The organism is Streptomyces sp. NPDC046860 (assembly GCF_040645115.1).
In the GTDB taxonomy this organism is placed as follows: Bacteria; Actinomycetota; Actinomycetes; order Streptomycetales; family Streptomycetaceae; genus Streptomyces.
In genome coordinates this window covers 48,116-75,015 of sequence record NZ_JBEYXQ010000014.1, presented here as the reverse complement: position 1 = coordinate 75,015, position 26,900 = coordinate 48,116, and the positions used below count along the sequence as shown (strand labels likewise).

Genomic DNA, 26,900 nt, shown 5'->3' with positions numbered 1-26,900 from the left:
GCGTGCTTTCGAGCTCACACGTGCGTACGTCCCCGGACACGGTACGGGACCGGGTCCGGGGACGTACGTACGACGGGCGGGGCCGGCTCGCGCCGACCCGCCGGGGTCAGCCCTTGAAGCGCGGGAAGGCGCTGCGGCCGGCGTAGACCGCGGCGTCGTCCAGGATCTCCTCGATGCGCAGGAGCTGGTTGTACTTGGCGACGCGCTCGGAGCGGGCCGGGGCGCCGGTCTTGATCTGGCCGCAGTTGGTGGCGACGGCCAGGTCGGCGATGGTGACGTCCTCGGTCTCGCCGGAGCGGTGGGACATCATGCACTTGTAGCCGTTGCGCTGGGCCATCTCGACGGCGTCCAGGGTCTCGGTCAGCGAGCCGATCTGGTTCACCTTGACCAGCAGGGCGTTGGCGACGCCCTCCTCGATGCCGCGGGCGAGGCGCTCGGGGTTGGTGACGAACAGGTCGTCGCCGACGATCTGGACCTTGTCGCCGATGCGGTCGGTGAGGACCTTCCAGCCCGCCCAGTCGTCCTCGAACAGCGGGTCCTCGATGGAGACCAGCGGGTAGGCCGCCACCAGCTCCTCGTAGTACTCCGTCATCTCGGCGGCGGAGCGCTCCTTGCCCTCGAAGAGGTACTTGCCGTCCTTGTAGAACTCGGACGCGGCGACGTCGAGCGCGAGGGCGATCTGCTCGCCGGGGGTGTAGCCGGCCTCCTTGATGGCCTCGAGGATGAGGTCGAGGGCCTCACGGTTGGAGCCGAGGTTCGGCGCGAAGCCGCCCTCGTCGCCGAGACCGGTGGCGAGGCCCTTGCTCTTCAGGACCTTCTTGAGGGTGTGGTAGACCTCGGCGCCCCAGCGGACGGCCTCGGAGAAGGACTCCGCGCCGATCGGCGCGATCATGAACTCCTGGATGTCCACGTTGGAGTCGGCGTGCGAGCCGCCGTTCAGGATGTTCATCATCGGCACCGGCAGCAGGTGCGCGTTCGGGCCGCCCAGGTAGCGGAACAGCGGCAGGTCGCTGGCCTCGGAGGCGGCGTGGGCGACGGCGAGCGAGACGCCGAGGATGGCGTTGGCGCCGAGCGAGCCCTTGTTGTCGGTGGCGTCCAGGTCGAACATGGCCTGGTCGATCAGGCGCTGCTCGGTGGCGTCGTAGCCGACGAGCTCCGGGCCGATCTGCTCGATGACGGCGAGGACGGCCTTCTCGACACCCTTGCCCAGGTAGCGGTTCGGGTCACCGTCACGCAGCTCGATGGCCTCGAAGGCACCGGTGGAGGCGCCGGACGGGACGGCGGCACGACCCGTGCTGCCGTCGTCGAGGCCGACCTCGACCTCGACCGTGGGGTTGCCTCGGGAGTCCAGGATCTCCCGAGCTACGACGACGTCGATGGACGGCACGAGCATCTCCTTCGTGGATGTGACGCGTTCGGTGCGGGGCGGGTGCCTGATGGCATGCCCAGCGTCTAGAGCCTAACCGTCCCCGGGGCGTCGGCCGTCGACCGACCGCCTCATGGACGGGGTGGGACAGGGAGACCGTACCCATTGTTCACGCCCGGAACAAAGGGTTCTGGGCAATGGGCGGGGAGGAATGGGCCGGGGAGGAATGGGCCGGGGGGGCGGAAAGCGCACCGCCCCGGCGCGCGGGGGGAACGCGCACCGGGGCGGGGGGTCCGTCAGGGGACCGGAGGTTCACGGGGCCGGACGGGTTCGGGGGGGCCGGTCCCCGTGAACGGGTCGCGGTTACTTCAGGTGCAGCATCTGGCCGGGGAAGATGACGTCGGCCTTCTTCACGATGTCCTTGTTCAGGTCGAACAGCTTCTTCCAGCCGCCCTCGACCTTGTGCTTCGCGGCGATGGAGCTGAGCGTGTCGCCCTTGACCACCTTGTACTCGCCGTCGCCCTTCTCGACCTTCTGGCCGGTCGGGGTGGTGACGGTGTTGCTCGCGTCCGGGCGCTCGGTCGAGCGGGAGGCGGCCTGGTCGTCGGCGGCGCGCTCGGAGGTGTCGGCCGCGGCCTTGTCCTCCGTCTTGCTGTCCGCGGACGGCGCCGGGGCGGCCGAGCCGCTGTACGGCGTGCTGGACAGGCCGGTGCCGCAGACCGGCCAGGCGCCCTTGCCCTGGGCGGCGAGCACCTTCTCGGCGACGGTGATCTGCTGCTCCTTGGTCGCCTTGTCGGCGGTGGCGGCGTACTGCGTGCCGCCGTAGCCGGACCAGGTGGAGGCGGAGAACTGCAGACCGCCGTAGAAGCCGTTGCCGGTGTTGATGGACCAGTTGCCGCCCGACTCGCACTGCGCGACGGCGTCCCACTCGGAACCGGTGGCGGCGGAGGCGCTGCCCGACGCCATCACCGGGCCCACGACGGCCGCGCCGGCGACACCGGCGAGCGCGAGGACACGGGCGGTCTTGGACGGGCGACGGTGCATGCCCTTGCTGGAGAACAGCATGGATCGATCCCCTCACCGACGCCTGCGAGGTGAGCTGTCGGGTTCGGGCCGGATGAGTGCCCGGCCACCCCTCCCCATCACTCCCGGAAGGCGTGGCTCCACCCCAAGCCCGCACCGGCGTCGAAACACCGGGTCGGGCACGTACCTTGGGTCCCCCGCTCCTGCCTACGGCGCTTTACGCGACGGTTGTCCCCGGCGGCCGCTGGCAGGATTCGGCGTTGCGGCCTCGGGGGCTCGTGGTGACGAGCGGTCCCGACCGTAGACATGCGCCGAGGCGAAATTCAAAGACGATCAAGGCTTCTGAGAGTCATCCCACACTTTCACCAAATGGGACATATAAGAAGATAGTGGGCGTCAAATCCCGCTATTCGGCGTCCGTTTCGCCCGGCAGCTTCAGGGTCTGCCCCGGGTCGACATGGTTCGGGTCGCCGCCGATGGCCTGCTCGTTCGCGGAGTAGAGCGCTTCCCACCCGCCCCGCACATCCAGGGAGTCGGCGATGGAGCCGAGCGTGTCGCCGTCGCGGACGGTGTAGGTGCCCGGGGAGGCGGTGGCGTGGCGTCCGGTGCCGGCCGTGTGCTGACCGCCCGTCACGCCCTCCGCGGCGCTGCTCCCGCGGTGACGGCCGCCGCCGCCGAGGTCGCCGGTGTCGACGAGGCTCCAGGAGCCGCCGTCCTCCCACGACTCGTCCGCGTCCTTGCCCGCGTCGGCGCGGGAAGACGAACCGCCCTGGTAGCCGCCCTCGGAGGCCGCGGGCGCGGAGCCGCCGGACCGGGAGGTGTCGGTGTCCTTGCCGGAGTGCCCCGAACCGGCCTTGGCGTCGGCGCTCGGGGACGACTTGCCGGTCTCCTCGGCGGACGGGGAGGACGAGGCGGCAGAGTCCGACGGCGCGGGCGAGCCGGAGTCCTCGGCCGGGGTGCTCGCCTCGGGGGACTCGCCGGACGTGTCGTCATCGGTGCCGGAGTCGCCCTTGTCCGCGGACGGGGACTCGCTCACCCCCGTGTCGACGTCGACCGAGCCGGAGTTGGAGGTGAGCCCGGCGATCAGGGCGCAGGTGGCCCAGTGGGTGGTGCCCTGGTCGGAGAGGATCTTCTCCGCCACCGAGATCTGCTGCGAACGGCTGGCCTGGTCGGCACTGCCCGCGTACTGCGTGCCGCCGTACTTCTCCCAGTCGTCCTGGGATATCTGGAGACCGCCGTAGTAGCCGTTGCCGGTGTCGGCGCTCCAGGAGCCTCCGCTCTCGCACTCGGCGACCTTGTCCCAGGTGGTGCCGTCGGCCGCGTTCGCGCTGGCCGCCCCGAGGAGCGGGATGGCGATGGCGGACGTGGTCACGCCGGCCGCGACGAGGAGCGCCGGAGCCTGGCGGGGGCGACGGTGCCTACCGTTCCCGGAGAGCATGCGGTTGCCTTTCGTGCGACAGCAGTACGGCGTGGCAGGTGATGCTCGACGCCACACTGATGGGTGAACGTAGCGTCAGACGATCCGTTGTCACAAGTTCATGCCGCACAGATCACGTGAAGATCACATAGTTGAACGTCCGTCATGTGAGGTTTCACGGCTGGGACGGACCGGTGTGAACTCCACCGGGAGTGTGCGCAGTCCACGCATGATGAGTCCGCCGCGCCAGCGCAGTTCGGCCGGGTCGGCCGCCAGGCGCAGATCGGGCAGCCGTCCGAGCAGGGTGGCCAGCGCGGTCTGGCCCTCCAGCCGGGCGAGCGGGGCGCCCAGGCAGTAGTGGATGCCGTGTCCGTAACCGAGGTGCTGGTTGTCGCGGCGGCCGAGGTCGAGCAGGTCCGGGTCGGCGAACCGGTCGGGATCGCGGTCGGCGGCCGCGAGGACCACCAGCACCGGGTCCCCGGCCGCGATGTCCTGGCTGCCGATGGTGAGCGGCCCGGTGGCATAACGCCAGGTGGCCAGCTCCACCGGTCCGTCGTAGCGCAGCAGTTCCTCCAGTCCGGTCTGGAGCAGGCCCCTCTCCCCGGCGGCCAGCGAACGCTGGAGCCGCTCGCGCTGCTCCGGGTGGGTGAGCAGTGCGTAGGTGCCGTTGCCGATGAGGTTGACGGTGGTCTCGAACCCGGCGAAGAGCAGGATGAAGGCCATCGCGGCGGCCTCGTTCTCGGTGAGGTGCTCGCCGTGGTCGGAGGCCCGGATGAGCGCCGAGATGAGGTCCTCGCCGGGCGCGGGCTCGTCGGGGAGGGCCTGGCGCTTGCGGTGGATGAGCTCGGCGAGATACCCGCGCATCTTCTTCACCGACCGCGCCACCCCGCCCCGGGGCCCGCCGCCGTGCCGGATCATCATGCCCGCCCAGTCCCGGAAGTCGTCCTGGTCCTCGCGCGGGACGCCGAGCAGGTCGCAGATGGCGTAGATGGGGAGCGGGAAGGCGAACTCGTGGATGAGGTCGGCCGAGCCCCGCTCGGCGAACCGGTCGATGAGGTCGTCGGTCAGCTCCTGCACGCGGTCCGCGAACTCGGCCACCCGGCGCGGGGTGAACGCCTTGCTGACCAGCCTGCGCAGCCGGGTGTGGTCCGGCGGGTCGATGTTCAGCAGGTGGGTCATCAGATCGGCCTTGCGCTCACCGGGGATACCGGTCTTGCCCTTGGCCTGCGCGGTCTCGGCGTGGTGCGCGGGGTTCTTGCTGAGCCGCTGGTCGGCCAGCGCCTGCTTGGCATCGGCGTACCGGGTGACCAGCCACGCGTCCACCCCGCTGGGCAGCTTGGTCCAGCGCACGGGGGCGTGCTCGCGCAGCCAGGCGTAGGCGGGGTAGGGGTCGGCGGCGAACTCCCAGGTGAAGAGGTCCGGGGCGGGGGCCTGGGCGGATCCCTCGGCGGGGGCTCCGGGGGTGGGGTCGTCGGGGGTGGGGCGGTGCGGCTGGGTCACTCCCCGACGGTATCCGGCGGCCCGGGGTGGGGGCGGGTCGGCTCCTTTCCCGCGGGTCTGCCGGCGGCCCCGCGCCGGGCCCGGCTACTCGGTGTCGTGGTCCGGGGCGGGCTCGCCCTCGGCCGCGCGTATCGCGTCCCGGTAGGCGCGGGCGGCCGCCCTCAGGGCCGACTCCGGGTCGATGCCCGCCTTCTCGGCACGGGCGGCCATGGCCAGCAGTTCGTACCCGACGCCGTCGCCCTGGGGCAGGGGGACGTCCAGGCCGGCGGTGCGGACGCGGAAGGCGAGCTTGGCGGCGAGGGCCAGGCCGGGCTGGCCGAGGGGGATGCCTTCGGTCACCGAGGTGCGCCGCTTCTCCTCGGCCTTGGTGCGCAGCCACTGCGCCCGGACGTCCTCGGGCGTCTCGGCCGTCTCCTCGCCGAAGATGTGCGGGTGACGGTGGATCAGCTTGGCGACGATGCCCCCGGCTACGTCGTCGACGGAGAAGGGGGCGTCCGGGTCCTCCTCGGCGATGCGGGAGTGGAAGACGACCTGGAGCAGCACGTCGCCCAGTTCCTCCCGCAGCTCCTCCCGGTCGCCGGCCTCGATGGCCTCGACCAGTTCGTACGCCTCCTCGATGCCGTACTTGGCGAGGCCCTCGTGGGTCTGCCGGGAGGACCAGGGGCACTCGGCGCGGATCTGGTCCATGACCTGGACGAGGTCGAGGAGGCGGGCGCCGGGCAGGTCGTAGGAGGCGGGGAGCAGCTCCAGCTCCGGCATCCGCACCCGCCCCGATCCGGCGAGCCGGGCGAGGCCGTCGGTGAGGGCGGGCTCGCCCTCACCGGTGGCGACGACGACCACCGTGCGGTCACCGGCGCAGGCGCCGACCAGGTCCTCTGCGGTGGGGGACGCCTCCGACACCGTTATCCCGGCCTCGCGCAGATACGGCACCTGCGGATGGGCGCCGTCCGCGCACAGCACGGCGTCGGCGGAGCGCAGCGCCTGCCAGGCGGGCCAGGACAGCAGGCCGGGGGCGACCCGGTGGCTGGTGGTGAGCAGGACGATGCGGCCGGGGGCGGGTTCGGGACTGATTGCGTTCACGGTCCGAACGTAACCCAGGACGCGGAACGACGGGTCCGGTCGTCCACAGGGCCGGGAGAGTCCTGTGATCGTATGACCGGCGTGTGGTGCGGGGCCGGGAACCAGCAGGTCACCCGGCCCGCGCCGGACGCGACCGGACCCGTCAGGCGCTCTGGGCCGCCGTGGCGTCCCGCAGCCAGGGCGTACGGGCGTCGACCCGGCTGCTCCTGGCCACGTCCCAGGCGCCGTAGCGCGGGTTGACATCGATGCGCAGGGCCTTGGACGCCTTGGACAGCGCGTCCCAGAACGGGGGCTGGCTGGGGTCGGTGCCGAGCTTGGCGGCCAGCTTCTGCGCCTCGATCTGCAGCCCGAGGTTGTCGTCGAGGCGCGCGGGGGCGATGCCGTACTTCTGCAGCCACGCGGACTTCAGCTGCTTCCCGCCGCCCGCCTGCTTCTGCAGGTCCGCGCGCATCCGCTGGACCTCCTTGCGGGTGACCGTGACGCCCTGGTCCCGCGCGGCGCGGTGCAGCACCTGGTCGAGGACCATGTTGTGCAGGGTGTCGCGGGTGAGGCTGCCGGTGGAGGCCAGGACCTGCTGGTACTGGGCCTGGTCCGTCACCTCGGAGCGCTGCGCCGCCCGTACCTCGTTCACCCGGTCCTCCAGCTGCGACACGGTGATCCGCTGTCCGCCGACGACGGCCGCCGCACCGGGGTGCGCGTCGTTCCCGCAGGCGGTGAGGAGCGGGGCCGCGGCGGCGATCGCGGCGGTGAGGGCTAGCGCGGTGCGACGGCGGCGGGGCAAGGGAACCTCCTGAGGAGATTGTGCGGCGGTGCACAAAGTCTTGCGGTGATCGATGTTAGGCAGCCGTACTGCTCCGGCCAACCCATTGGACCAACGATTCACCACGAGTTCGGGCACCGCCGCGTCACTCTGCCGAGGGCGTGGCGCCCGGCCGCCGCCGCCTCAGGCCCGCCGGGTGGTCCGCACGATCCGTACGGCGGGCCACACCAGCAGAGCGGTGACGCCCCAGAGGAAGGCCGAGATGGCGATCCACTCCCCCATGGTCAGCTCGGGGTCCTCGGCCTCGAAGACCGTGAAGGAGAGGGCCACCAAGCCGGAGAGGACGGCGAGTATCCCCAGCACGACCAGTCCGACGGACTGCATGACGGTCCGCCGCGTGAAGGTACGGCCGCCCGGGGACGCGCCCTGGGCGGCGCCGCTCGGGGAGGCGGCCGCGGGGGCCGGCCCGGCCGTCGGCTGCTGCCGGGGCGGCAGCCGCACCACCGCGTGCGGCGGGACGGCGGCGTCGATGGTCGCCATGGTGTGCGCGTCGATGTCGTACAGGCCGGGTTCCACGTCGACGCACAGGGCGTCGGTGCCGATGAGCCGGCGGCCGCCGTCGGGCCAGCACAGCATGGCGGCGCAGGCACGGAAGGGCACCGACACCGCGCACTCGGCGCCGTCCGGCCCCTTCGTGGTCACGCTGACGCCCTCGGCGCCGACGACCAGCGCCGCGCTCCGGTCGCGCACCGAGCGGAACCGGCGCCCGGTCACCGTGTACGACGAGTCGGTGGGAGCCGCCGTGAAACCCGCCCAGTCCGCGCTGTGCCCGGACGGCACCTGCATCAGGGCCGTCTGCGCGGCCTGCAGCGCCACGGTGTGCACCTGCTCCGGTGTCACCGCCCGCAGCTCGGCCCGCAGCGCGTCCGGGGTCCGCACCGGGCGTCCGGCGAGCAGGTCCTCGGCGACGCCGGGCAGCCGCTTGGCCGAGGCGTCCGGCGCGGTCAGCGCGGCGTCGAAGCGGGCGCGCACCGCCTCCAGGTCCTCCGCCCGGACACGGCCCGCGCGCAGCGCGGCGAGGACGTCGACGAAGCCGCCGAGCACCGCGTCCTGCTTGTCGGGCAGGGAGTCGGCGAACGCCGTCACGAGGGCCATGCCGTCGCGGCGGGGGGTGTAGTCGGTGCCGGCCGTGTAGGACCAGCCGCCCTCCTGGCGCAGGGAGCGGGACAGCTCGCGCTCCAGGACTCCCGCGTACAGCCGGGCGGCGGCGGTGTCGGCGACGACGGCGTCGAGCAGCACACCGCCGCTGCCGTCGGAGAAGTACGCCGGGGTCTCGGGGAGCGCCGAGGTGACGGCGGGCATCGGCATGCGGCCGCCCTCGGGCAGCCTCAGCGACAGGCCCTCCGGCATCCGCTCGCCCGCGACCCACAGCACGGCGTTGCCCCGCGTGAACCAGGTCCGCGCCCAGTGCCGCACGTCGTCGGGGCCCAGGTCGCGCACGCCCCACTCCGGGTAGCTGACCAGGCCGTGCCCCTGAGCGCCGTAACGCCACAGCGGGAGCTGGGCCGAGCCGCGCCGGGACTCCTCGGTGCGCAGGATCTCCTTCTCGGTCTCCAGGCGCTCCATGGGCAGGTCGTGCAGGGAGGCGCAGACGCCCTGGAGGAAGGCGACGACCTCGTGCTCCGCGCCCTCCATGTAGAAGTGCGTGAACGCCGCCTTGGTCTCGCCGTTGAAGTGGTAGTCGGCCAGGCCCTGGCGGTGCAGGGCGAGATGCTCCACGAGGTGGGTGATCCCGGCGCGGGCGAGCGTCTCGTCGGCGACTCCGGCACGGAAGACGAGTCCGGCGCGCATCGGCCCGGTGGCGTGCGCGAAGAGGGCGGGTATGCCGTCGGCCTCGGTGGTCTGGATGGCAGCCTGGGGGTTCATCTCCGGCCTCTGTTCGGCGGGTTCGTCGTGCGAAGGGTGGGGACGCGTGGACCGTCGTCGGGTGCGGGTGCGGGTGCGGTCGCGGTCAACCTCGGGCGAGGGCGGCGTCGCGGTGCTTGACGTAGGACTTGGCGGCGTCGCCCAGGTAGTCCCACGGGTACCTGGAGGCGAGGTTGCCCAGTGCCCGGAAGCAGGCGGCGGCCCGCGCCAGGTCGCCCGTCAGGGAGAACATCGCCGCGAAGGCGCTCTGGGCGATGACCCAGCCGTGCTCGCGCCGGAAGTGCGCGCTGAGCACGGAACGCTCGGCGGCCTCGGCGAGTTCGGCGTGGACGTGGCCCTGGCGGAGGTAGGCGTCGCGCTCCTGCCCGCTCAGGGAGAGCCAGTGCTCGAGGTGGACCTCGGCCACCATCGTTCCGCTCAGCGCTCCTTCGGGCGCGTCCAGCAGGCACTGCCGGGCGAAGCCGTGGGCCGCCTCCCAGCTCCCGCTCCACTTGGGGCAGAGCTGCTGCAGCATCCGCGACTGGCCGTTGAAGTGGTGCGGGTGGTGCGCGGCCAGCCGGTCGTAACGGCGGCGCGCCTCGTTCTGCCCGAGCTGCAGCCCCATCGCGGTGGTGATGCGCTCGGCCCACGCCGCGTCGTACGACGGGTCGAGCGCGGTGGCCCGGATGAGCAGTTGCTCGGCCTGGCGCAGATGCGCGTGGAGCCCGGCGAACTGCTCGCGGCTGACGTCCTTCGCGGACGCCGAGGTGCGTATCTCCCAGCCGATCTGCACCTCACGGGCGCCGAGGACGGTGAGCGCGAGCACGTCGTCGGGTGCGGCGGCCAGGATCTCGCGCATCCACGTCTCGATCCCCGCGATCTCGTCGAGCACGCCGACCGCGAAGCTGCGGGCGGTCTCGCGCGGCAGGCCGTCCAGATGGCCGCGGACCGACGCCCAGTCACGCGCGGCGGCGGTCTGCCGGAGCCACGCGACCTCGGGGTAGGCGGAGGCGGCCTCGAAGTCGGGTGACGGCAGCGCGGATGATCCGGAAGCGATCGACATGCGGCGGATACTAGGCGACACCAGTGACAACCCCTCGCACGGGGCGCCTTCCGGAACTTCCGTACAACCATCGCCGCTTCGGAGAGGTCTCCCTGGAGTCCCTTTTCCCAGCGCACCGTCTCGGAGTCCCGGATGTCCATAAGCTCCCGCCGCAACCGGCAGCTGCTCGAAGCCACCGCACCGCTGCTCCTCCAGGGCGAGCGGGTCGAGTTCACCTCGCTCGCCGGGGTCGGCTCGGTGTCCGTGCGCAGGCAGGCGCTCACCGCGGCGGTGGTGGGTGTGCTGAGCGGCGGGACGGTGATGGCCACGCTCACGCCCCGCCCGCTCTACCTGGTGCTGACCGACCAGCGCCTGCTGTTCTTCGACGGCAACCAGGGCCGCAAGCCGGGCAGGCTCCTGCTGAACCTGCCCCGCCCCTACCTCTCCGCGGGCAACTCCCGCAAGGCGTTCCTCGGCCTGCAGTACGCCACCGTCCTCTCCGTGGCCGGCCAGGAGCAGGGGCTGAAGGTGACCTTCCCTGTCCAGCACAAGTCGGACGGACCGCGCTTCGTCGCGGCGCTGCCGGTCACGCGCTGACCGGCGCGCGGCGGACCGGGGTCAGCCCCGCACCTGGCCCAGCCACTGCAGGGTCCGGCGGATCTCCGCCGCCAGCGGATCGAGCGGGCCGTGCGTCCGCTCCACGTCCATCAGCAGCCGCGCGAGCATGTCGTGGGCGGCCGGCCGGTCGCCCAGGGCGAGCAGCAGATGGCCGATGCGGCGGCGGACGTCGTGGGCGAGCCGGGGGTCGTCGAAGGCGTACCGGTTCTCGTAGTACGGCAGCAGCGCGCGGTACTCCGCGAGCGCGGCCGCGGGTTCGCCCAGCTGCTCCAGGCACTGCGCGGCCTCGTAGCGGAAGCGCAGCGACTGCTCGTCGGCCTGGCCCGCCTCGGCGGCGCGTTCGTCGGCCAGGCGGCGCAGCTCGGGCAGCGCACGCCGGTACTGCCCGTCGTCCAGCAGGGTGGCCGCGTACTGCTTGCGCAGGGTGCGCACGACCGGTGAGTGCGCGCCGTGCTGTTCGGCCGCGGCGGGCAGGATCGCGCCGAGGATGTCCACGGCCTGGGTGATGCGGCCCTCCCCCAGCAGCCGCTTGACCTCGTCCACGGCGGCGGCGACGTCGGGCTTCTCGTCCACCGGCGGCGCCGGGGCGACCGGGGCGGGCTGCGGCGCGGGGGTGCGGGCGCGGTCCGGCCAGGGAGCGTGCGGGCGCAGGAAGGGGCGCGTGGGGTCCAGCGGCGCCCCGGTGGGCACGCCGCGCCCGGGCAGGAGCGGCGCGAGCTGCTCGTACACCTCCTGCGCGGAGGCCGGCCGGTCCTGCGGGTCCTTGGCGAGCAGCCGCAGCACCAGCGCCTCCAGCGCGTCCGGCACCTCCGGGCGCAGGCGGCGCACCGGGAGCGGGGGCTCATACAGGTGCCGGTGCAGCACGCCGAGCGCGGTGGACCCGGTGAACGGCACGTCGCCGCTGAGCAGTTCGTGCATCAGCACACCGAGCGCGTACAGGTCGGTGTACGGGCCGACCGCGCCGCCCATCGCCTGCTCGGGCGCCATGTAGGCGGGCGAGCCGATCGGTGAACCGGTGTGCGTGAGGCGGGTGGTGTCGGTGTCCATGACGGACGCCACGCCCAGGTCGAGCACGGTGACCGTGCCGTCCTGCTTCACCATCACGTTGCGCGGCTTGAGGTCGCGGTGCACGATCGGCACCGCGTGCACCGCGCTCAGCACCGCGCACAGCTGCGCGGCCACCGCCACCGTCCACTGCCAGGGGTAAGGGTCGTGCTCGGCGAGGTGGTCGGAGAGGTCGGCGCCGTCCACGTACTGCATGACGAGGAACAGCTCCTCGCCCTCGCTGCCCGCGTCGTGCACGGTGACCAGGCCGGGGTGGTCGACCTGCGCGGTCACCCGGCACTCGCGCAGGAACCTGCGGCGCAGCTCGTCCGCCTCCTGCCCGGCCACCTTGTCCGGACGGAGCAGCTTCACCGCCACCCGGCGGTCGAGCCTGCGGTCGTAGGCCGTCCAGACCTGGCCCATGCCGCCCTGCCCTATCAGCGTGGACAGCTCGTACCGGCCGGCGACGACGCGTCCCTGCGTCACGCTCACCGTCCGCCCTCGGGCTTGCCGTCCTGCCGGCGCAGGTAGTCGCTCAGCTCGTCCAGCTCGGCGCGCACCTGGTCGATGCGCGCGGGCGCCGGACGGGCGGGGGCGGGCGGGTGGACGGGCGGCTGGGCCGGCGTGTACGTCTGCGGCGCCGGGTGCTCGGGCCGGGGCGGTACGGGCATCGGGGCCGGCGTGTCCTGGTAGGGCGCGGCGGGCTGCGGATAGCCGTACGCCGCGGGCATGGTCCGGCCGTGCGGAGGCGCGTAACCGGGGTGCGCGGCGGCGTTGTTGTGGAACCGGATGTCGGCGACCAGGAAGTGGACGGCCGCGCCGAGCGCGACGAGCAGGATGGCGATCACCGCGATGTCGCTGCGCGGGTCGTTCTCCGGCAGCTCGCCGATCGTCACGAAGCAGCCGACGGACACCACCAGGCTGACCCAGGAGGCCAGCCAGTCGTACCAGCGGCCCCTCAGGAACGCGACCCGGAACAGCGGCACGCAGGCGAAGACGCCGCACGAGAGCACGGAGCAGGCGGCCATCAGCACGCGAAGGGTGATGACGGTCCCCGCGTTGCGGGCGGGCGGCGGCTCGCCGTGGCCGTGCATGGCTGCTCCTGGACGTTTCGGTATCAGGGTCCGAGCGTATAGGCCCACGCCGACAGGGTGTTACGGGTTGTACCGAACCGTTGCCCGGGGTTCCGGTCAGTGCGGCGCGACCGTCCCGTCCGTGAGCCCGTCGTACATGCCGCGCAGCAACTGCTCGCCCAGCCTGCCCGCCTGGCGCAGCGCCCGCTCGAACTCGTCCAGGGCGCGGAACCGTTCGCCGTAGCGGCGCTGTTCGTCCAGCGGGAGGCGGGGCAGTTGCAGGCGGCGCACGTCCAGGCGGGTGGCGGTGGAGGCGTAGCTGCTGGCCTGGCGGTTGTTGGCCGTGCCGCGCAGGAACCCGGCGAGGAACCAGGCGTCGAGGGACGCGGCGTCCGGGCGCAGCAGGACGAGGTTGCGGCCGAGGGCGGCGCCCGCGGTCTCCGCGTCCACCACGCGGGCCACCGAGCCGCCGCCGAGCACGGGCACGACCACGTCGCCCGGCTCGGTCAGCACGGTCTCCTCGTCGCTCTCGGCGAGCGTGCCGGAGGGGCGCGATCCGGCGAGCACGTCGTGGTCGGTCAGCACGGGCACGCGCGCGTGGCCGCCGGAGGCGGCGGTCCCGGTCCCGGTCGCGGGAGTGCTGGTTGTCGGAGTGCCCGCTGCCGGAGTGCCGGTTGCCGGAGTGCTGAGTGTCGGCGCGGCGGCCGCGGCGAAGCCGGTGGTCACGGTGCCCGTCGTGCCGCCGGTGCGCAGCGTCAGGGCTCCGCCCCGGGCGAGTTCGCCGACGGTGGTGACCGGCCAGCGCGCGGGCGGGGCCGGGGCGGCGGGCGGCGGGGTGAGGCCGGTGGCGAGGCGGAGGGTGGCGGCCAGGTCGTCCCGGACGGCGGCGAGCTGCTCCACACCGTCGGCCGCGGTGGCGGGCGGCAGGTGCCGGGCGGGGGCGAGGTCCACGTCGTCGTCGAGGAGTTCGATGACCGGCACGGAACGGGCGAGACCGGGACGCTCCGCGAGCCGTCCGTCGCGCGCGAAGGCGCGCCAGGTGTCGAGCGCGGTGTCCCGCACCGCCTGCCAGTCGGGGCCGCCGCGCGCCTCCCCGGCGAACACGCCGGTGTCCACGAGCAGCACCTCGGGCGCCGCCGGTGTCCGGTCGGGGCGGCGCAGCACCCACAGGTGGAGCGGGAGGTTGTACGGCGGCGCCGCTCCGACCGGCAGCGCGATCACGGCGCGCAGCGCGCCCCTGCGCAGCAGGTCGGCGCGGATACGGCGCCCGGAGCGGCGCGAGGCCGCGGCGGGGGGCATGAGCAGCACGGCGGTGCCGCCGTCGGCCAGCCGGGCCAGCGCGTGCTGCACCCAGGCGAGCTCGGACTCGGTGCGCGCCGGGAAGCCGTACTCCCAGCGGGCGTCGTAGGCGAGTTCGTCGTGGCCCCAGTTGCGCTCGTTGAACGGCGGGTGGGCGAGGACGACATCGGCCCGGAGTTCCGGGTACGCGTCGGCGCGCAGGGTGTCGCCCACCATGCCGCGCACGGCGGCGCGGGTGCGCAGGGCGAGGCGCAGCGCGGTGAGGGCGACGAGGTCGGGGGCGCTGTCCTGGGCGCACAGGGTCTGGTGGGGGCGGGCGTCCACGGCGCGGAGCAGGGCGCCGGTGCCGCAGGCGGGGTCGAGGACGGTGTCGGCGGGGCCGGCCAGCTCGGCCATGAGGTCCGCCAGTTCGGCCGGGGTGGGCGTGTACTGGCGCGAGTGGGCGTCCAGGTACCGGCCCAGCAGGAACTCGAAGGTCTGCCGTGCACCCAGTTCCGCGGCGAGTTCGGCCGCGCCCCGCAGGAGGGGGGCGGAGGTGAGGAGTTGCGGGCCGGACGGCGTGTGAACCGGCGCCGCGGTGTTCACAACCACCGGCTCGCTCACGGGCCCGCAGCCGAACCGCGACCTGATCACCGGGTCGAGCACACCGGGCAGCCGCGCGGCGAGGCGCTCGTCGGAACCGGCTTCGGTGTCGAGCCAGACGGTGGGCCGCTCCTGGATGAGCAGCAGGACACAGCCCACGTGCACCAGGGCGACGGCGGAGCCCTCGGGGTGGCCGGTGAGCTGCTGCCAGACCCGCTCGCGGAGGGGGACCTCGGCGAGTTTCCCCTGTTCGCGCAGCCATGCCTCGACCTCGGCGAGGGCGAAGGAGGGGCTGGTCTCGGTGCCGCCCACCGGCTTGGGGAAGTCGGGGTGTCTGCGGCGCCAGTTGCTGACGGCGGCGCGGCCCACCCCGGCGAGCCGCGCGATCCCGGCCGCGGTCACCTCTGTCGCGTTGTCCTGCACCGGCCCCGGCTCCCCTCGTTCCATGTGTGCACCGAGCATACCGACGCCAACAAGACCCATGGATTCACACCTGTGCACTCCTCACTTCCCGTGAACTGTGTTGACTCGGTTCACAAGCTCTGCTCTTATTGACCCAGCGAACGAGCGGCCGCCGCAACGGGGGTGGCCGCAGGCATCGGGGAGGGGCCTCGCCGTGGGCATGAAGGGCAGGATCGCGCTCAGCGCGGCCACTGGACTCGTGGTCATCGGCAGCATGTCCGCGAACGCCGGTCACGGGGGTGCCGGCGGTCCGGACAACGGGGTGTCAACCTCCGCCGGGAGCGGCTCCGTCCAAGTGCCGGACGGCTCCGGCAGGGTCTCCGGGGACGCCGAGCCGGACGCGGTGAAGGCGCCGCTGTCCGGGAACGGCACCTTCCGGGTCGGCTCGGACATCGAGCCGGGCACCTACCGCTCCACCGGCGGCGCCCGCCGCTCCTGCCGCTGGGAGCGCACCGCCAACGCCGGGAACGGCCTCGGGTCGGTGATCGCCGACGCCGAGGTGACCGGTACCGCCGTCGTCACCATCCGCTCCACGGACGCCTACTTCAGGTCGTCCGGCTGCGGCGGCTGGACAAGGACCGGCTGACCCGCCGACACCTTTTGGTGGCGCGGGGGGGGGCGGCTGTCACGCCCCTACGCCGTGTTCCTTGGCGCTCTTCATCTTCCGGACCGGGTCCGCCCTTCCTCTCGCCCCGCCCGCCCCCTCCCCCCCTCCCCCCTCTTCCTCTGCCTCTTCTTCCGTCCCCTCTCACCCACTCCTCGGTAGGAACTCTCATGCGCATCAAGTCCCGCTTCGCCCAGGTCCTCGCCGTCGCCGCGCTTCCGCTGGCCCTGGCCGCCTGCTCCGGTGGCTCCTCCGACTCCGCCGCGCCGGGCAAGGAGCCGAAGGCGAAGAACCTGAACGCCGGCCTGATGACGGGTAGCCAGCTCAAGGGAGTTCTGGCGCCGGCGTCGTTCTTCCCGTCGCACCTCAGCCCGATGAAGGACGGCTTCACGGACAGCGGCAAGCAGTACGCCTCGACGGTCAGCCGGGACACGGCGAAGCCGGACTGCGTCAAGTTCGAGAACACGACGTGGCTCGACGTGACGGGTTACAAGGGCGGCGCCTCGTTCGCGCTGGGCGGCTACGCCAACAAGGACGAGACCGAGGTGATGGTCCAGGAGATCGACGTGTTCCAGGGCGCGACCGCCGCCTCGGTCATGAAGGAGGTGCGGGCCGCCGCCGGGACCTGCGCCTCGTTCACGAACCTCCAGGACCACTCGAAGGCGAAGCTCGTGGGCACCACGACCCCCGGGCTCGGCGACGACGCCTACACCATGACGATCACCAGTGCCCAGTGGGAGAACGGCACGACCCTGGTCGCCGCCCGCGTGGGCAACGCTGTGGTCAGCGTGACGTCTTCCACCGGCAAGGACAACGGCGCCGCCGAAGCCGCCAAGCTGGCGAAGCACGTCGTGGACTCGCTGAAGGCCGCGCAGGCCAAGAGCTGATCTGCCGAAGCTGACCTGCTAGAGCTCACCTACCAGAGCTGACCTGCCCGGGCGGCGGTGCTCAGCGGGCCCGGAAGCGGGACGGGGCCTTGGTGGGATTGCCGCCCGTGGGGAGCTTCTGGTCGGGGCAGCCGGTGAGGACCTTCTTCATCGCGGACTTCTCCGCCGAGGTGGCCCACAGGTCGTACTTCTTCTTCACGGCGACCTGGGCGGCGACGTAGGTGCAGCGGTATCCCTTCTCCGGGGGGACCCAGCTGGCGGTGTCGCCGTCGCCCTTGCCGCGGTTGGTGCTCGCGTCGACCGCCAGGAGGTTGAGGGGGTCGTTGGCGAGGGCTATGCGCTTGCTGGAGTCCCAGTACTTGGCGCCCTTCTGCCAGGCGTCCGAGAGGGCGACGACATGGTCGATGTCGACCTGGCTGCGACCGCGCCGGTAGGTGACCGTCTTGCCGGAGTAGGGGTCGTGTTCGAGCACCCCGGAGACGACCTTGCACGTGCCTCCGCTGAACTTCACCTCCTTCAGGTCCCGTTTGAGGATGTCGTCCCGCGTGTCGCAGGAGTTGGAGTCGGTGTCGGCCCAGGCGCTGCCGAATCGCTCACGGGAGTAACCGGTCTTCGGCGCGCGGCCCTTGACCTCAAGTGAGTCGAGGGCGGTCAGGGCGGCCCCGCGGGCGCCGGTTCCCTCGGGGCCTGAAGGCCCTTCGATCTGATCGGTCTTGCAGCCCGTCACGGTGGCCAGTACGACGACGGCGGTGGCCGCCCCACCCCACAGACGCTTCACGGCGCCCCCCTCACTCGCCCGGTCCGTCCGCGGACGCGGGCGGAGAGATCCGCTCTCCACCGTAACCGCCGGGCCGCGCTTGCTGGAGAGGAACCAAAGGGGCGTACAGGGTTATTCGGGGCCCTGAGGGTCTGCCGGTTCGCGCGCCTCGCTCAGACCTTGCCTATGCCCAGGGTCGATTCGGAGGGCAGGAGGCCGGAGGAGAGGACCGCGACCCAGTGGTCGCCCAGGAGGTCGGAGAGGCGGTCGGCGTCCGCTCGGCCGAGGGACTGCCAAGGGGCCGCGGCCAGCGTGTCGGTGTGCTCCTCCACCCGGCGGCGCAGGGCGCGGCCGTCCCGCGTGGCCGTGCCGTCCGGCTGCACCAGGCCGCGCACGGCGAGGCGTTCGCGAGCGGCGGCCCACTCCTCACGGCTCCAGCCGCGGCTTTCGAAGCGCTCCACGGACGCGGCGCCTATCGCCGCGAAGGACACCAGCGACTCCACCGGATCGAGCCCGGCGACCAGCAGGGCGGCCAGGTGTCCGTCGCCACGGTGTTCGCGCAGGACGGTGGCCGCGTGCCACAACTGCAGGTGCGGGGCCTCGGGCCAGGGCAGTTCGGCGTTGGCCGCCGCGAGCGGGCGGCCCCCGGTGCCCGCGGACTCGGCCGCGCGACGGGCCAGCGCGGCCGCCTCGGCGAGACCCGGCCCCTCGACACGGTCCCCGAGGATGGCACGGTAGGCGCGGTCGATGCCGCGCAGCCGGGCCTCCAGCACCTCCCGGGGGCCGGCGATGTCCCACGCCCGCCCCATGTGCCCGGCAACCATGCGCGGACTGAAGCTGTAGAAGGCGGAGGCCACCCGCTCGGGGCCGACCTCGCCCAACGGGGCGGCGCGCAACGGAAAGTAGGCTGGCCAGCGGTCCTCGGTGCCGAAGCCGAGCGCGGCCATCTCCTGCTCGACCTCGGGCGCGTAGTACAGCAGCGCGTGGAACGGTTCCAGCAGATGCCAGAGCTGGCGCACGCGCGCCGTCTCCACAGCTCCCCCAACTCCCGCCGCTTCCACCGCTCCCAGAGCCTTCTCGGACATGCCGGCCTCCTCCCCCGTACGCGACCGTGGACCGGGCGCCGCCGACTGACTTGACACTGACTAGATTGCCGGGCCGCGAAGAACTTGTCAATGACTAGTCTCAGCGTATTCTGGTGCCCATGAACCCCTCGAAGTCCGCGTCCGCGGAACGGCGGTCGTACCACCACGGCGATCTGCGGCGAGCCGTGCTGTCCGCCGCGCTCGACGTCATCGCCGCCGACGGCGCCGGCGCGCTCAGCCTGCGCGACCTCGCCCGCCGGGCCGGGGTCTCGCACGCGGCGCCCGCGCACCACTTCAAGGACCGCGCCGGGCTGCTCACCGCGATCGCCGCCGAGGGCTTCGGGCAGCTCGCCCAGGCCCTGCGGGAGGCTTCCGGGCTGCGGGAGGCGGGGGTGCGCTACGTCCGCTTCGCCCGCGAACACCCCGCGCACTTCCAGGTGATGTTCGGCCCGGAACCGCTGCGCGCCGAGGACCTCGAACTGACCACGGCCCGCGCGCTCGCCAAGGACGCGCTGGACCGGGCCGTCTCCGGCGTCGATCCCGGTGACCGGGGCCCCGACGCCCAACTGGCCGGGATGGCCGCGTGGTCCCTGGCCCACGGTTTCGCGACCCTGCTCCTCGGCCACAACCTCGACGGCCAGGTGGGCGAGGAGGACCCGGAGGACACGTTCCGTGCGCTCGCGGCGATGCTGTTCCACTCGGCGGCCGACTGACCCCGGCCCCGGACGGCGAGACAGCGGGACAGCAGGTCAGAGAGGCAGCGGGACAACGGGGCAGCGAAAAGGGCCGGGGAAGTACGCTCCCCGGCCCTTCGCCACGACCGACCGGCTCAGGACCCCAGGATCGACGCCAGGAACTCCCCGACCCAGCCCAGGAGTTCGCGGCCGACCAGCGGCTTGCCGCCGATCTTCGCCGTCTTGGGCCGCGGCACGAGCACCTGGTGCGCGGTCGCCTTGATGACCGAGCCCGGGTACAGCCGCTTCAGCCGCAGCTCCTGCGACTCGCGCAACTCCACCGGCGCGAAGCGGATGTTGTTGCCCTGGAGGACGATCTCGCCGACACCGCAGGCCCGCGCGAGCATCCGCAGACCGGCGACCAGCAGCAGGTTCTCCACCGGCTCGGGCAGCTTGCCGTAGCGGTCGGTGAGTTCCTCGCGGACGGCCTTGATGTCGTCCTCGGAGTTGGCGGAGGCGATGGACCGGTACGCCTGGAGGCGCAGCCGCTCGCCGGGCGCGTAGTCGTGCGGGACGTGCGCGTCGACTGGCAGCTCGATCTTGACCTCGAGCGGCGGCTCCTCCTCGATCTCGCCGGTCTCCAGCTGACGGCGGTAGTCGGCGACGGCCTCGCCCACCATCCGCATGTAGAGGTCGAAGCCGACGCCCGCGATGTGGCCGGACTGCTCGCCGCCGAGCAGGTTGCCGGCGCCGCGGATCTCCAGGTCCTTCATGGCGACGTACATGCCCGCGCCCATCTCGGTGTGCTGGGCGATGGTGGCGAGCCGTTCGTGCGCGGTCTCGGTGAGCGGCTTCTCCGGCGGGTACAGGAAGTAGGCGTACCCGCGCTCGCGGCCTCGGCCGACGCGGCCGCGGAGCTGGTGCAGCTGGGAGAGGCCGAAGTTGTCGCCGCGCTCCACGATCAGGGTGTTGGCGTTGGAGATGTCGATGCCGGACTCGACGATCGTCGTGGAGACCAGTACGTCGAACTTCTTCTCCCAGAAGTCCACCACGACCTGTTCCAGGGCCTGTTCGGACATCTGGCCGTGCGCCGTGGCGATCCGCGCCTCGGGGACGATCTCGCGGAGCCTGGCAGCCGCGCGGTCGATGGACTCGACCCGGTTGTGGATGTAGAAGACTTGGCCCTCCCGCAGCAGTTCACGGCGGATGGCGGCACCGATCTGCCGCTCCTCGTACGGGCCGACGAAGGTGAGGACGGGGTGGCGCTCCTCGGGCGGGGTGGTGATCGTGGACATCTCGCGGATGCCGGTGACCGCCATCTCCAGGGTGCGCGGGATGGGCGTGGCGGACATGGTGAGGACGTCCACGTTGGCGCGCAGCTTCTTGAGCTGCTCCTTGTGCTCGACGCCGAAGCGCTGCTCCTCGTCGACGATGACCAGGCCGAGGTCCTTGAACTTGGTCTCGGAGGAGAACAGGCGGTGGGTGCCGATGACGACGTCCACCGAGCCGTCCTTGAGCCCTTCCAGGACGGCCTTGGCCTCGGTCTCGGTCTGGAAGCGGGAGAGGGCGCGCACGTTGACCGGGAACTGCGAGTACCGCTCGGAGAACGTGCCGAAGTGCTGCTGCACGAGCAGGGTGGTCGGGACGAGGACGGCGACCTGCTTGCCGTCCTGGACGGCCTTGAAGGCGGCGCGGACCGCGATCTCGGTCTTGCCGTAGCCGACGTCGCCGCAGATCAGACGGTCCATCGGGACCGACTTCTCCATGTCCTCCTTCACCTCGGCGATGGTGGTGAGCTGGTCGGGGGTCTCCGCGTACGGGAAGGCGTCCTCCAGCTCGCGCTGCCAGGGGGTGTCGCCGCCGAAGGCGTGGCCGGGGGCGGCCATGCGGGCGCTGTAGAGCCGGATCAGGTCGGCGGCGATCTCCTTGACGGCCTTCTTGGCGCGCGCCTTGGTCTTGGTCCAGTCGGCGCCGCCGAGGCGGTGCAGGGTGGGGGCCTCGCCGCCGACGTACTTGGTGATCTGCTCGAGCTGGTCGGTGGGGATGTACAGCCGGTCGCCGGGCTGGCCGCGCTTGGCGGGCGCGTACTCCACGACCAGGTACTCGCGGGTGGCGCCCTGGACGGTGCGCTGCACCATCTCGATGTAGCGGCCGACGCCGTGCTGCTCGTGGACGATGTGGTCGCCTGCCTCCAGGGTGAGCGGGTCGATGGTCTTGCGGCGGCGGACGGGCATGCGGGTGCCCTCGCGGCCGGCGGCCTTCTGCCCGGTCAGGTCGGTCTCGGTGAGGACGGCCAGCTTGAGTGCCGCGTCCACGAAGCCGTGGTCGATCGAGCCGCAGGAGACGTGCACCACGGACGGGCTCAGCTCGGCGAGGTCGGCGTCCAGCCGGGCCGCGATGCCCTCGCCGCCCAGGACCTCGACCGTGCGGGCGGCCGGGCCGTGCCCCTCGGTGACGAACACCGTGCGCCAGCCCTCGGAGAGCCAGCCCTTGGTGTCGGCGAGCGCTCTGGCGGTGTCGCCGCGGTAGGTCTCGGGGGCGCGCATGCCGAGCTTGAGGGTGTCGCCGTCGAACTCCTCGTCGGCGGCGAACGGCGAGACGGACCACCACATCATGTCCAGCTCGCGCGCGCGGTCGCGCACGTCCGCGATGGACCACAGGGAGGCGGCGCCGACGTCGATGGGCGCCTCGCCGCCGCCCGCGCTGGCCGCCCAGGACGCCTGCAGGAACTCCTGGGAGGTGGCGACGAGGTCGGAGGCGCGGGTACGGACGCGCTCCGGGTCGCACACCACGGCCATCGAGCCCTTGGGGAGCACGTCCAGCAGGAGTTCCATGTCGTCGACGAGGACCGGGGCAAGGGACTCCATGCCCTCCACCGCGATGCCCTCGGCGATCTTGCCGAGGAGTTCGCCCAGCTCGGGGTGTTCCTCGGCGAGGGCACGCGCGCGGGCGCGCACGTCGTCGGTGAGCAGCAGTTCGCGGCAGGGCGGGGCCCACAGGCCGTGTTCGGCGACTTCCAGGGAGCGCTGGTCGGCGACCTTGAAGTAGCGGATCTCCTCCACGTCGTCGCCCCAGAACTCGATGCGCAGGGGGTGTTCCTCGGTGGGCGGGAAGACGTCCAGGATGCCGCCGCGTACGGCGAACTCGCCGCGCTTCTCGACGAGCTCCACGCGCGCGTACGCGGCGGCCGCGAGGGCTTCCACGATCTCGTTCAGGTCGGCGGTCTGGCCCGTCCGCAGGGATACGGGTTCCAGGTCTCCCAGGCCCTTGACCTGCGGCTGGAGCACGGAGCGCACGGGGGCCACGACGACGGAGACGGGGCCGGTCTCGGGGTCGTCGGGGCGGGGGTGGGCCAGGCGGCGCAGGACGGCCAGGCGGCGGCCGACGGTGTCGCTGCGCGGGCTGAGGCGTTCGTGCGGCAGCGTCTCCCAGGAGGGGTACTCCACGACGCCCTCGGAGGGCAGCAGGGAGCGGAGGGCCGCGGCCAGATCCTCCGCCTCACGGCCGGTGGCCGTCACCGCGAGCACCGGGCGGGTGGTGTCGCGGGCCAGGGCGGCGATCGCCAGGGGGCGGGCCGCGGGTGGGCCTACGAGGTCGATGTGGGGGCGGTTGCCGTCCGTGGCCGCGGTGATCGCTTCCGCGAGGGCGGGGTCCTTGACGACGGCGTCGAGCAGACCGTGCAGGCTCATGGAGGGGCTTTCCGTCCTGGGGGTGGGAACGCGAATCGCCCGACTCGTCGTACGGGCCGGGGGTCTTCCAGCGTACGACGCTGCGGTCGGGCTTGGCGGGGGCTGTGGATAACCCCTGTTGTTCCGGTGCCCTGTGCTGTAGCCCGCGTACCAGGGGGCTCCGCCCCCTGGACCCCCGCTTTCCACCCAGCCCACCCGTAGCTGTCGGCTGGAGAGGGCAACTTGAAAAGCAACTGCCCCCACCAAGAACACGCCGGTGCCGGGAGCCCCCAGGCTCCCGGCACCGGATACCACCGTCAGTCCCCCTACTCCGTGGCGATCGCGTTCAGCACGTTCATCCGTCCCGCCCTGAACGCCGGGATCAGTGCGGCGAACAGGCCCACGAAGGCCGAGGCGATGAAGACCGTGATGATGGTCGGCCAGGGGATCTCCAGGACGGTGAGGCCCTGGAGGGCGAGGAGTTTCTGGGCGGTGGCGCCCCAGCCCATGCCCAGGCCCAGGCCCAGGAGGGCGCCGAACAGGGCGATCACCACGGACTCCAGGCGGATCATGCGGCGCAGCTGCCTGCGGGAGAGGCCGATGGCGCGCATCAGACCGATCTCGCGGGTGCGTTCGACCACCGACAGCGCGAGGGTGTTCACCACGCCGAGGACGGCGACGATGATGGCCAGCGCCAGGAGGCCGTAGATCAGGTTGAGGAGCTGGCCGATCTGGTCCTTGAGCGCCTGCTTGTAGTCGGTCTGGTCGCGCACGGTGTACTGCGGGTAGTCGTGCAGCGCGGCCTTGAGCGACTTGTACGCGGCGTCCTGCTGGCCGTCCTTGGCGGTGGCGAAGAACAGCAGGTCGAGCGGCATCTTGTCGGCGGGCACGTACTTCTTGACGGTGGCGATGGAGACGTACATCGCGCCCTTGTCGATCACGACGTCGTCGCTGGTGATCGCGCGGACCGTCAGCCGGGCGGTGCGGCCGTCCTTGAAGGCGACGTCCACCTTGGAGCCCAGCTTGATGCCGTGTTCCTTGGCGAAGCCCGCGAAGACGGACATGGAGTCGGGGCCGTAGGCGTCGGCGAGGTCGCCCTGGACGGTCTCGGTGCGCAGGTCCTGGGCGTAGGTCGGGTCGGCCGCGTTGATCGTCTCGCGCTGGGAGACCTTGCCGTCCGGGGTGGTCAGGGCGGCGTTCAGGACCTTGTACTCGGTGACCCGCTCCAGGTCCGGGGTCTTCTTGAGCGCGTCGACGGCCTGCGGGGTGATGACGGAGCCGTTGTCGCTCTGCACGATGAAGTCGGCGCCCACGGTCTTGTCGAGCTGGTCGGTGGCGGAGGCCACCATGGAGGAGCCGACCACGGACAGGCAGGCGACCAGGGCGAGGCCGATCATCAGGGCCGCGCCGGTCGCGCCGGTGCGGCGCGGGTTGCGCAGCGCGTTGCGCTCGGCCATGCGGCCGACCGGGCCGAAGACCCTGAGGACGATCGCGCCGAGGACGCGCACCACGCCGGAGGCGAGCAGCGGGCCGATCACGACGAAGCCGATCAGGGTGAGCACCACGCCGAGGCCCAGCCAGGCGGAGCCGGCGGTGGCCTTGTCGGCGGCGGCGGCCGCGAACAGGCCGGCCGCGCCCGCCCCGGTGAGGACCAGACCGATCACCGCGCGGATCACTCCGGCCCTGGCGTCGGCCGGGGCGCCCGCGTCGCGCAGCGCGGCCATCGGGGAGACCTTGCCCGCGCGGCGGGCCGGCAGGTAGGCGGCGAGGACGGTGACGACGATGCCGAGCACCACACCGGCGACCGGGGTGGTACAGGCGACCGTCAGATCGTCCGTGGACAGGTGCATGCCCATCTGGCCCATGAGCTTCATCAGGCCGACGGCGATGCCGACCCCGGCGCCGACGCCGAGCACGGAGCCGATGACGCCGAGCAGCAGGGCCTCGATCAGCACCGAGCGGTTGACCTGGCGGCGGGAGGAGCCGATGGCCCGCATCAGGCCGATCTCGCGGGTCCGCTGGGCGACCAGCATCGAGAAGGTGTTGATGATCAGGAAGATGCCGACCAGGAAGGCGATCCCGGCGAAGCCGAGCATCGCGTACCGCATGACGTCGAGGAAGCTCTTGACGTCCTGCTGGTTGGCGTCGGCCACCTCCTTGGCGGTCTGCACCTTGTAGCCGGCGCCGAGGGCGGAGGCCACGTCGCGCTTGAGGCGGGCGTCGGTGACGCCCTGGGCGGCGGTGACGTTGACGTTGGTGTAGACGCCGGTGCGGCCGACCAGGGTCTGCTGGGCGGTCTTCGTGTCCAGGTAGAAGATCGCCGCGCCGGGGTTGGTGACGGTGAAGGTGGCGATGCCGGACACGCGCGCGTGGTGCGTGCCGACGGCGGTGATGACGCCGATGTCGTCGCCGGGCTTCAGGTGGTGCTTCTTCGCGGTGTCGGCGTCGACCATGATCTGGCCGGAGCCCTTGGGCGCGGCGCCGGTGGTGATCTTCATGGTGCGGGCGTCGTTGGCGTTCCAGTTGCCGACGATGGTCGGCGCGCCGCTGGTGGGCGACAGCTTGTCCTTGTCGCCGTCGATCACCGTGACCGAGGTGGAGAACACCGTGCCCTCGGCCGACTTCACGCCGGGCGTCCGCCGGATCTCACCGACCACGGCGGCGGGCAGGACGGGCGGCTTGCCGGTGTCGGAGGTGGTCTCCCCGGTGTCCGAGGCGCCCTTGGCGCTCACCGTGACGTCGGAGGACGTGGCCTGGAAGAGCTTGTCGAAGGTGGTGTTCATGGTGTCGGTGAACACCAGCGTGCCGCACACGAACGCCACCGACAGCAGGACCGCTATCGCGGACAGCGCCATCCGGCCCTTGTGCGCGAAGAAGTTGCGCAGCGAGGTCTTCAGGACGGTCATGAGGTGCGCCCCCGCGCGTCGAAGTCCTTCATGCGGTCCAGGACCTGGTCGGCCGTGGGCTTCAGCATCTCGTCCACGATCCGGCCGTCGGCCAGGTAGAGCACGCGGTCCGCGTAGGAGGCGGCGACGGGGTCGTGGGTGACCATGACGATGGTCTGGCTCAGTTCGTCGACCGAGCGGCGCAGGAAGCCGAGGACCTCGGCGCCGGCCCGCGAGTCGAGGTTTCCCGTCGGCTCGTCACCGAAGATGATCTCCGGGCGGGCGGCGAGCGCGCGGGCCACGGCGACACGCTGCTGCTGGCCGCCGGAGAGCTGGGCGGGCCGGTGCTTGAGCCGGTCCGTGAGGCCGACGGTCTCCACGACCTGGTCCAGCCACGCCTTGTCGGGCCTGCGGCCCGCGATGTCCATGGGCAGCGTGATGTTCTCCAGGGCGTTCAGCGTCGGCAGCAGGTTGAACGCCTGGAAGATGAAGCCGATCCGGTCGCGGCGCAGCCGGGTGAGCTTCTTGTCCTTCAGGCCGGTGATCTCGGTCTCGTCGAGGTAGATCTGACCGCTGGTCACCGTGTCCAGACCGGCGAGGCAGTGCATCAGGGTCGACTTGCCGGAGCCGGAGGGGCCCATGATCGCGGTGAACCCGCCGCGGGAGATGTCCACGTCGACGTGGTCGAGGGCGACGACGCGGGTCTCCCCGGCCCCGTACGCCTTCACGACCTGCCGCGCCCGCGCGGCGACGGCCGTAGGCCCTCCAGTGCCCCCGTGCCTGGGAATGGTCACAGCCGATGTCACGGTATGTCTCCTATGCGGATCGATCGCGGGCGACCTGGGTCGCGGTGCGATGCGGGATGGTGCGGGCCGGTGCGTCCGTGCGCTACGCCTCGAGTCTGGCCGTGGCGGGGGGTCCCGCACGCTGGTGCGGGCCCCCGTCTCCCCGGGGGAAATCCCCACCCCCGGGGTTCGGCTGCCGCCCCCCGACGGCATAAAGCCAGACTAAGGACGGGGCGCGCCCGCTCTCGTCCTCCGCGGGGACGAACCCTCCCCGAGCCGTCGTACGGAGATACCCCTAGGGGTACTCCACCGCCGGGTGGAGCCTTTCTCAGGGTCGTCTCCACCCCGGACCCGAGTCAGCCTCCACCCTCACGCCGCGTCAGG

The 26,900-nt window shown here is 72.3% G+C and carries 20 protein-coding genes and 1 riboswitch; of the genes, 4 read left to right on the top strand and 16 right to left on the bottom strand.

Annotated elements, in window-relative coordinates:
- Positions 1 to 106 precede the first annotated feature (106 nt).
- From eno to ABZ898_RS20690, 8 genes are all read right to left on the bottom strand, one after another.
- Positions 107 to 1,393, bottom strand: a complete 1,287-nt coding sequence (gene eno, locus ABZ898_RS20725) for a phosphopyruvate hydratase (protein WP_361660697.1) — start codon at positions 1,391 to 1,393, stop codon at positions 107 to 109.
- Between the two features lie 336 nt (positions 1,394 to 1,729).
- Positions 1,730 to 2,431 (bottom strand): transglycosylase family protein, encoded by a 702-nt coding sequence (locus ABZ898_RS20720; RefSeq protein WP_361660694.1) that lies wholly within the window; start codon positions 2,429 to 2,431, stop codon positions 1,730 to 1,732.
- 4 nt (positions 2,432 to 2,435) lie between these two features.
- A riboswitch (cyclic di-AMP (ydaO/yuaA leader) is annotated at positions 2,436 to 2,614 on the bottom strand.
- A gap of 181 nt (positions 2,615 to 2,795) precedes the next feature.
- Positions 2,796 to 3,827, bottom strand: a complete 1,032-nt coding sequence (locus ABZ898_RS20715) for a transglycosylase family protein (protein ID WP_361660691.1) — start codon at positions 3,825 to 3,827, stop codon at positions 2,796 to 2,798.
- A 123-nt stretch (positions 3,828 to 3,950) separates the two neighbouring features.
- Complete coding sequence (locus ABZ898_RS20710) at positions 3,951 to 5,306, bottom strand: cytochrome P450 (RefSeq protein ID WP_361660688.1); 1,356 nt, start codon at positions 5,304 to 5,306, stop codon at positions 3,951 to 3,953.
- Between the two features lie 84 nt (positions 5,307 to 5,390).
- The gene (locus ABZ898_RS20705) at positions 5,391 to 6,386 is read right to left on the bottom strand and encodes a nucleoside triphosphate pyrophosphohydrolase (protein WP_361660685.1); all 996 of its coding nucleotides are present in this window, start codon (positions 6,384 to 6,386) and stop codon (positions 5,391 to 5,393) included.
- Between the two features lie 142 nt (positions 6,387 to 6,528).
- Positions 6,529 to 7,167: a SurA N-terminal domain-containing protein gene (locus ABZ898_RS20700; protein ID WP_361660683.1), complete on the bottom strand. Its 639-nt coding sequence runs from the start codon at positions 7,165 to 7,167 to the stop codon at positions 6,529 to 6,531.
- A gap of 162 nt (positions 7,168 to 7,329) precedes the next feature.
- On the bottom strand, positions 7,330 to 9,072 hold the full coding sequence (locus tag ABZ898_RS20695) for an insulinase family protein (RefSeq protein WP_361660680.1): 1,743 nt from the start codon (positions 9,070 to 9,072) through the stop codon (positions 7,330 to 7,332).
- Between the two features lie 85 nt (positions 9,073 to 9,157).
- Positions 9,158 to 10,114: a hypothetical protein gene (locus tag ABZ898_RS20690; RefSeq protein ID WP_361660677.1), complete on the bottom strand. Its 957-nt coding sequence runs from the start codon at positions 10,112 to 10,114 to the stop codon at positions 9,158 to 9,160.
- 132 nt (positions 10,115 to 10,246) lie between these two features.
- Between ABZ898_RS20690 and ABZ898_RS20685 the strand changes: the two genes are divergently transcribed.
- Positions 10,247 to 10,690, top strand: coding sequence for a hypothetical protein (locus tag ABZ898_RS20685; protein WP_361660675.1), 444 nt, complete (start codon positions 10,247 to 10,249; stop codon positions 10,688 to 10,690).
- A 21-nt stretch (positions 10,691 to 10,711) separates the two neighbouring features.
- Here the strand turns inward: ABZ898_RS20685 and ABZ898_RS20680 are convergent, their stop codons facing one another.
- The 3 genes from ABZ898_RS20680 to ABZ898_RS20670 form a co-directional block, all read right to left on the bottom strand.
- Positions 10,712 to 12,205 (bottom strand): protein kinase, encoded by a 1,494-nt coding sequence (locus ABZ898_RS20680; RefSeq protein WP_361660893.1) that lies wholly within the window; start codon positions 12,203 to 12,205, stop codon positions 10,712 to 10,714.
- Between the two features lie 38 nt (positions 12,206 to 12,243).
- Complete coding sequence (locus ABZ898_RS20675) at positions 12,244 to 12,849, bottom strand: hypothetical protein (RefSeq protein ID WP_361660672.1); 606 nt, start codon at positions 12,847 to 12,849, stop codon at positions 12,244 to 12,246.
- Between the two features lie 96 nt (positions 12,850 to 12,945).
- On the bottom strand, positions 12,946 to 15,156 hold the full coding sequence (locus tag ABZ898_RS20670; RefSeq protein WP_361660669.1) for an N-6 DNA methylase: 2,211 nt from the start codon (positions 15,154 to 15,156) through the stop codon (positions 12,946 to 12,948).
- Between the two features lie 175 nt (positions 15,157 to 15,331).
- On the opposite strand from ABZ898_RS20670, the gene ABZ898_RS20665 reads away from it, so the two are divergent.
- Both ABZ898_RS20665 and ABZ898_RS20660 read left to right on the top strand, forming a co-directional pair.
- Complete coding sequence (locus tag ABZ898_RS20665) at positions 15,332 to 15,757, top strand: hypothetical protein (protein ID WP_361660666.1); 426 nt, start codon at positions 15,332 to 15,334, stop codon at positions 15,755 to 15,757.
- Between the two features lie 188 nt (positions 15,758 to 15,945).
- A complete protein-coding gene (locus tag ABZ898_RS20660) occupies positions 15,946 to 16,662 on the top strand; it encodes a hypothetical protein (RefSeq protein WP_361660663.1) in 717 nt (238 codons plus the stop codon).
- A 61-nt stretch (positions 16,663 to 16,723) separates the two neighbouring features.
- Here ABZ898_RS20660 and ABZ898_RS20655 read toward each other — a convergent pair whose 3' ends face one another.
- Positions 16,724 to 17,440, bottom strand: coding sequence for an HNH endonuclease family protein (locus tag ABZ898_RS20655; protein WP_361660660.1), 717 nt, complete (start codon positions 17,438 to 17,440; stop codon positions 16,724 to 16,726).
- A gap of 152 nt (positions 17,441 to 17,592) precedes the next feature.
- On the bottom strand, positions 17,593 to 18,504 hold the full coding sequence (locus ABZ898_RS20650; protein ID WP_361660657.1) for a hypothetical protein: 912 nt from the start codon (positions 18,502 to 18,504) through the stop codon (positions 17,593 to 17,595).
- 119 nt (positions 18,505 to 18,623) lie between these two features.
- Here ABZ898_RS20650 and ABZ898_RS20645 point away from each other — a divergent pair, with 119 nt between their 5' ends.
- Positions 18,624 to 19,217 (top strand): TetR/AcrR family transcriptional regulator, encoded by a 594-nt coding sequence (locus tag ABZ898_RS20645; protein WP_361660654.1) that lies wholly within the window; start codon positions 18,624 to 18,626, stop codon positions 19,215 to 19,217.
- A 116-nt stretch (positions 19,218 to 19,333) separates the two neighbouring features.
- Here the strand turns inward: ABZ898_RS20645 and mfd are convergent, their stop codons facing one another.
- The 3 genes from mfd to ABZ898_RS20630 all read right to left on the bottom strand — a co-directional run bounded on the left by mfd (position 19,334) and on the right by ABZ898_RS20630 (position 26,537).
- On the bottom strand, positions 19,334 to 22,867 hold the full coding sequence (gene mfd / locus ABZ898_RS20640) for a transcription-repair coupling factor (RefSeq protein WP_361660651.1): 3,534 nt from the start codon (positions 22,865 to 22,867) through the stop codon (positions 19,334 to 19,336).
- A 305-nt stretch (positions 22,868 to 23,172) separates the two neighbouring features.
- Positions 23,173 to 25,752 carry an FtsX-like permease family protein gene (locus ABZ898_RS20635; RefSeq protein WP_361660648.1) on the bottom strand — a complete coding sequence of 860 codons (2,580 nt, stop codon included), beginning with the start codon at positions 25,750 to 25,752 and terminating at the stop codon, positions 23,173 to 23,175.
- Complete coding sequence (locus tag ABZ898_RS20630) at positions 25,749 to 26,537, bottom strand: ABC transporter ATP-binding protein (RefSeq protein WP_361660645.1); 789 nt, start codon at positions 26,535 to 26,537, stop codon at positions 25,749 to 25,751. The genes ABZ898_RS20635 and ABZ898_RS20630 overlap by 4 nt, the downstream gene beginning before the upstream one ends.
- Positions 26,538 to 26,900 lie beyond the last annotated feature (363 nt).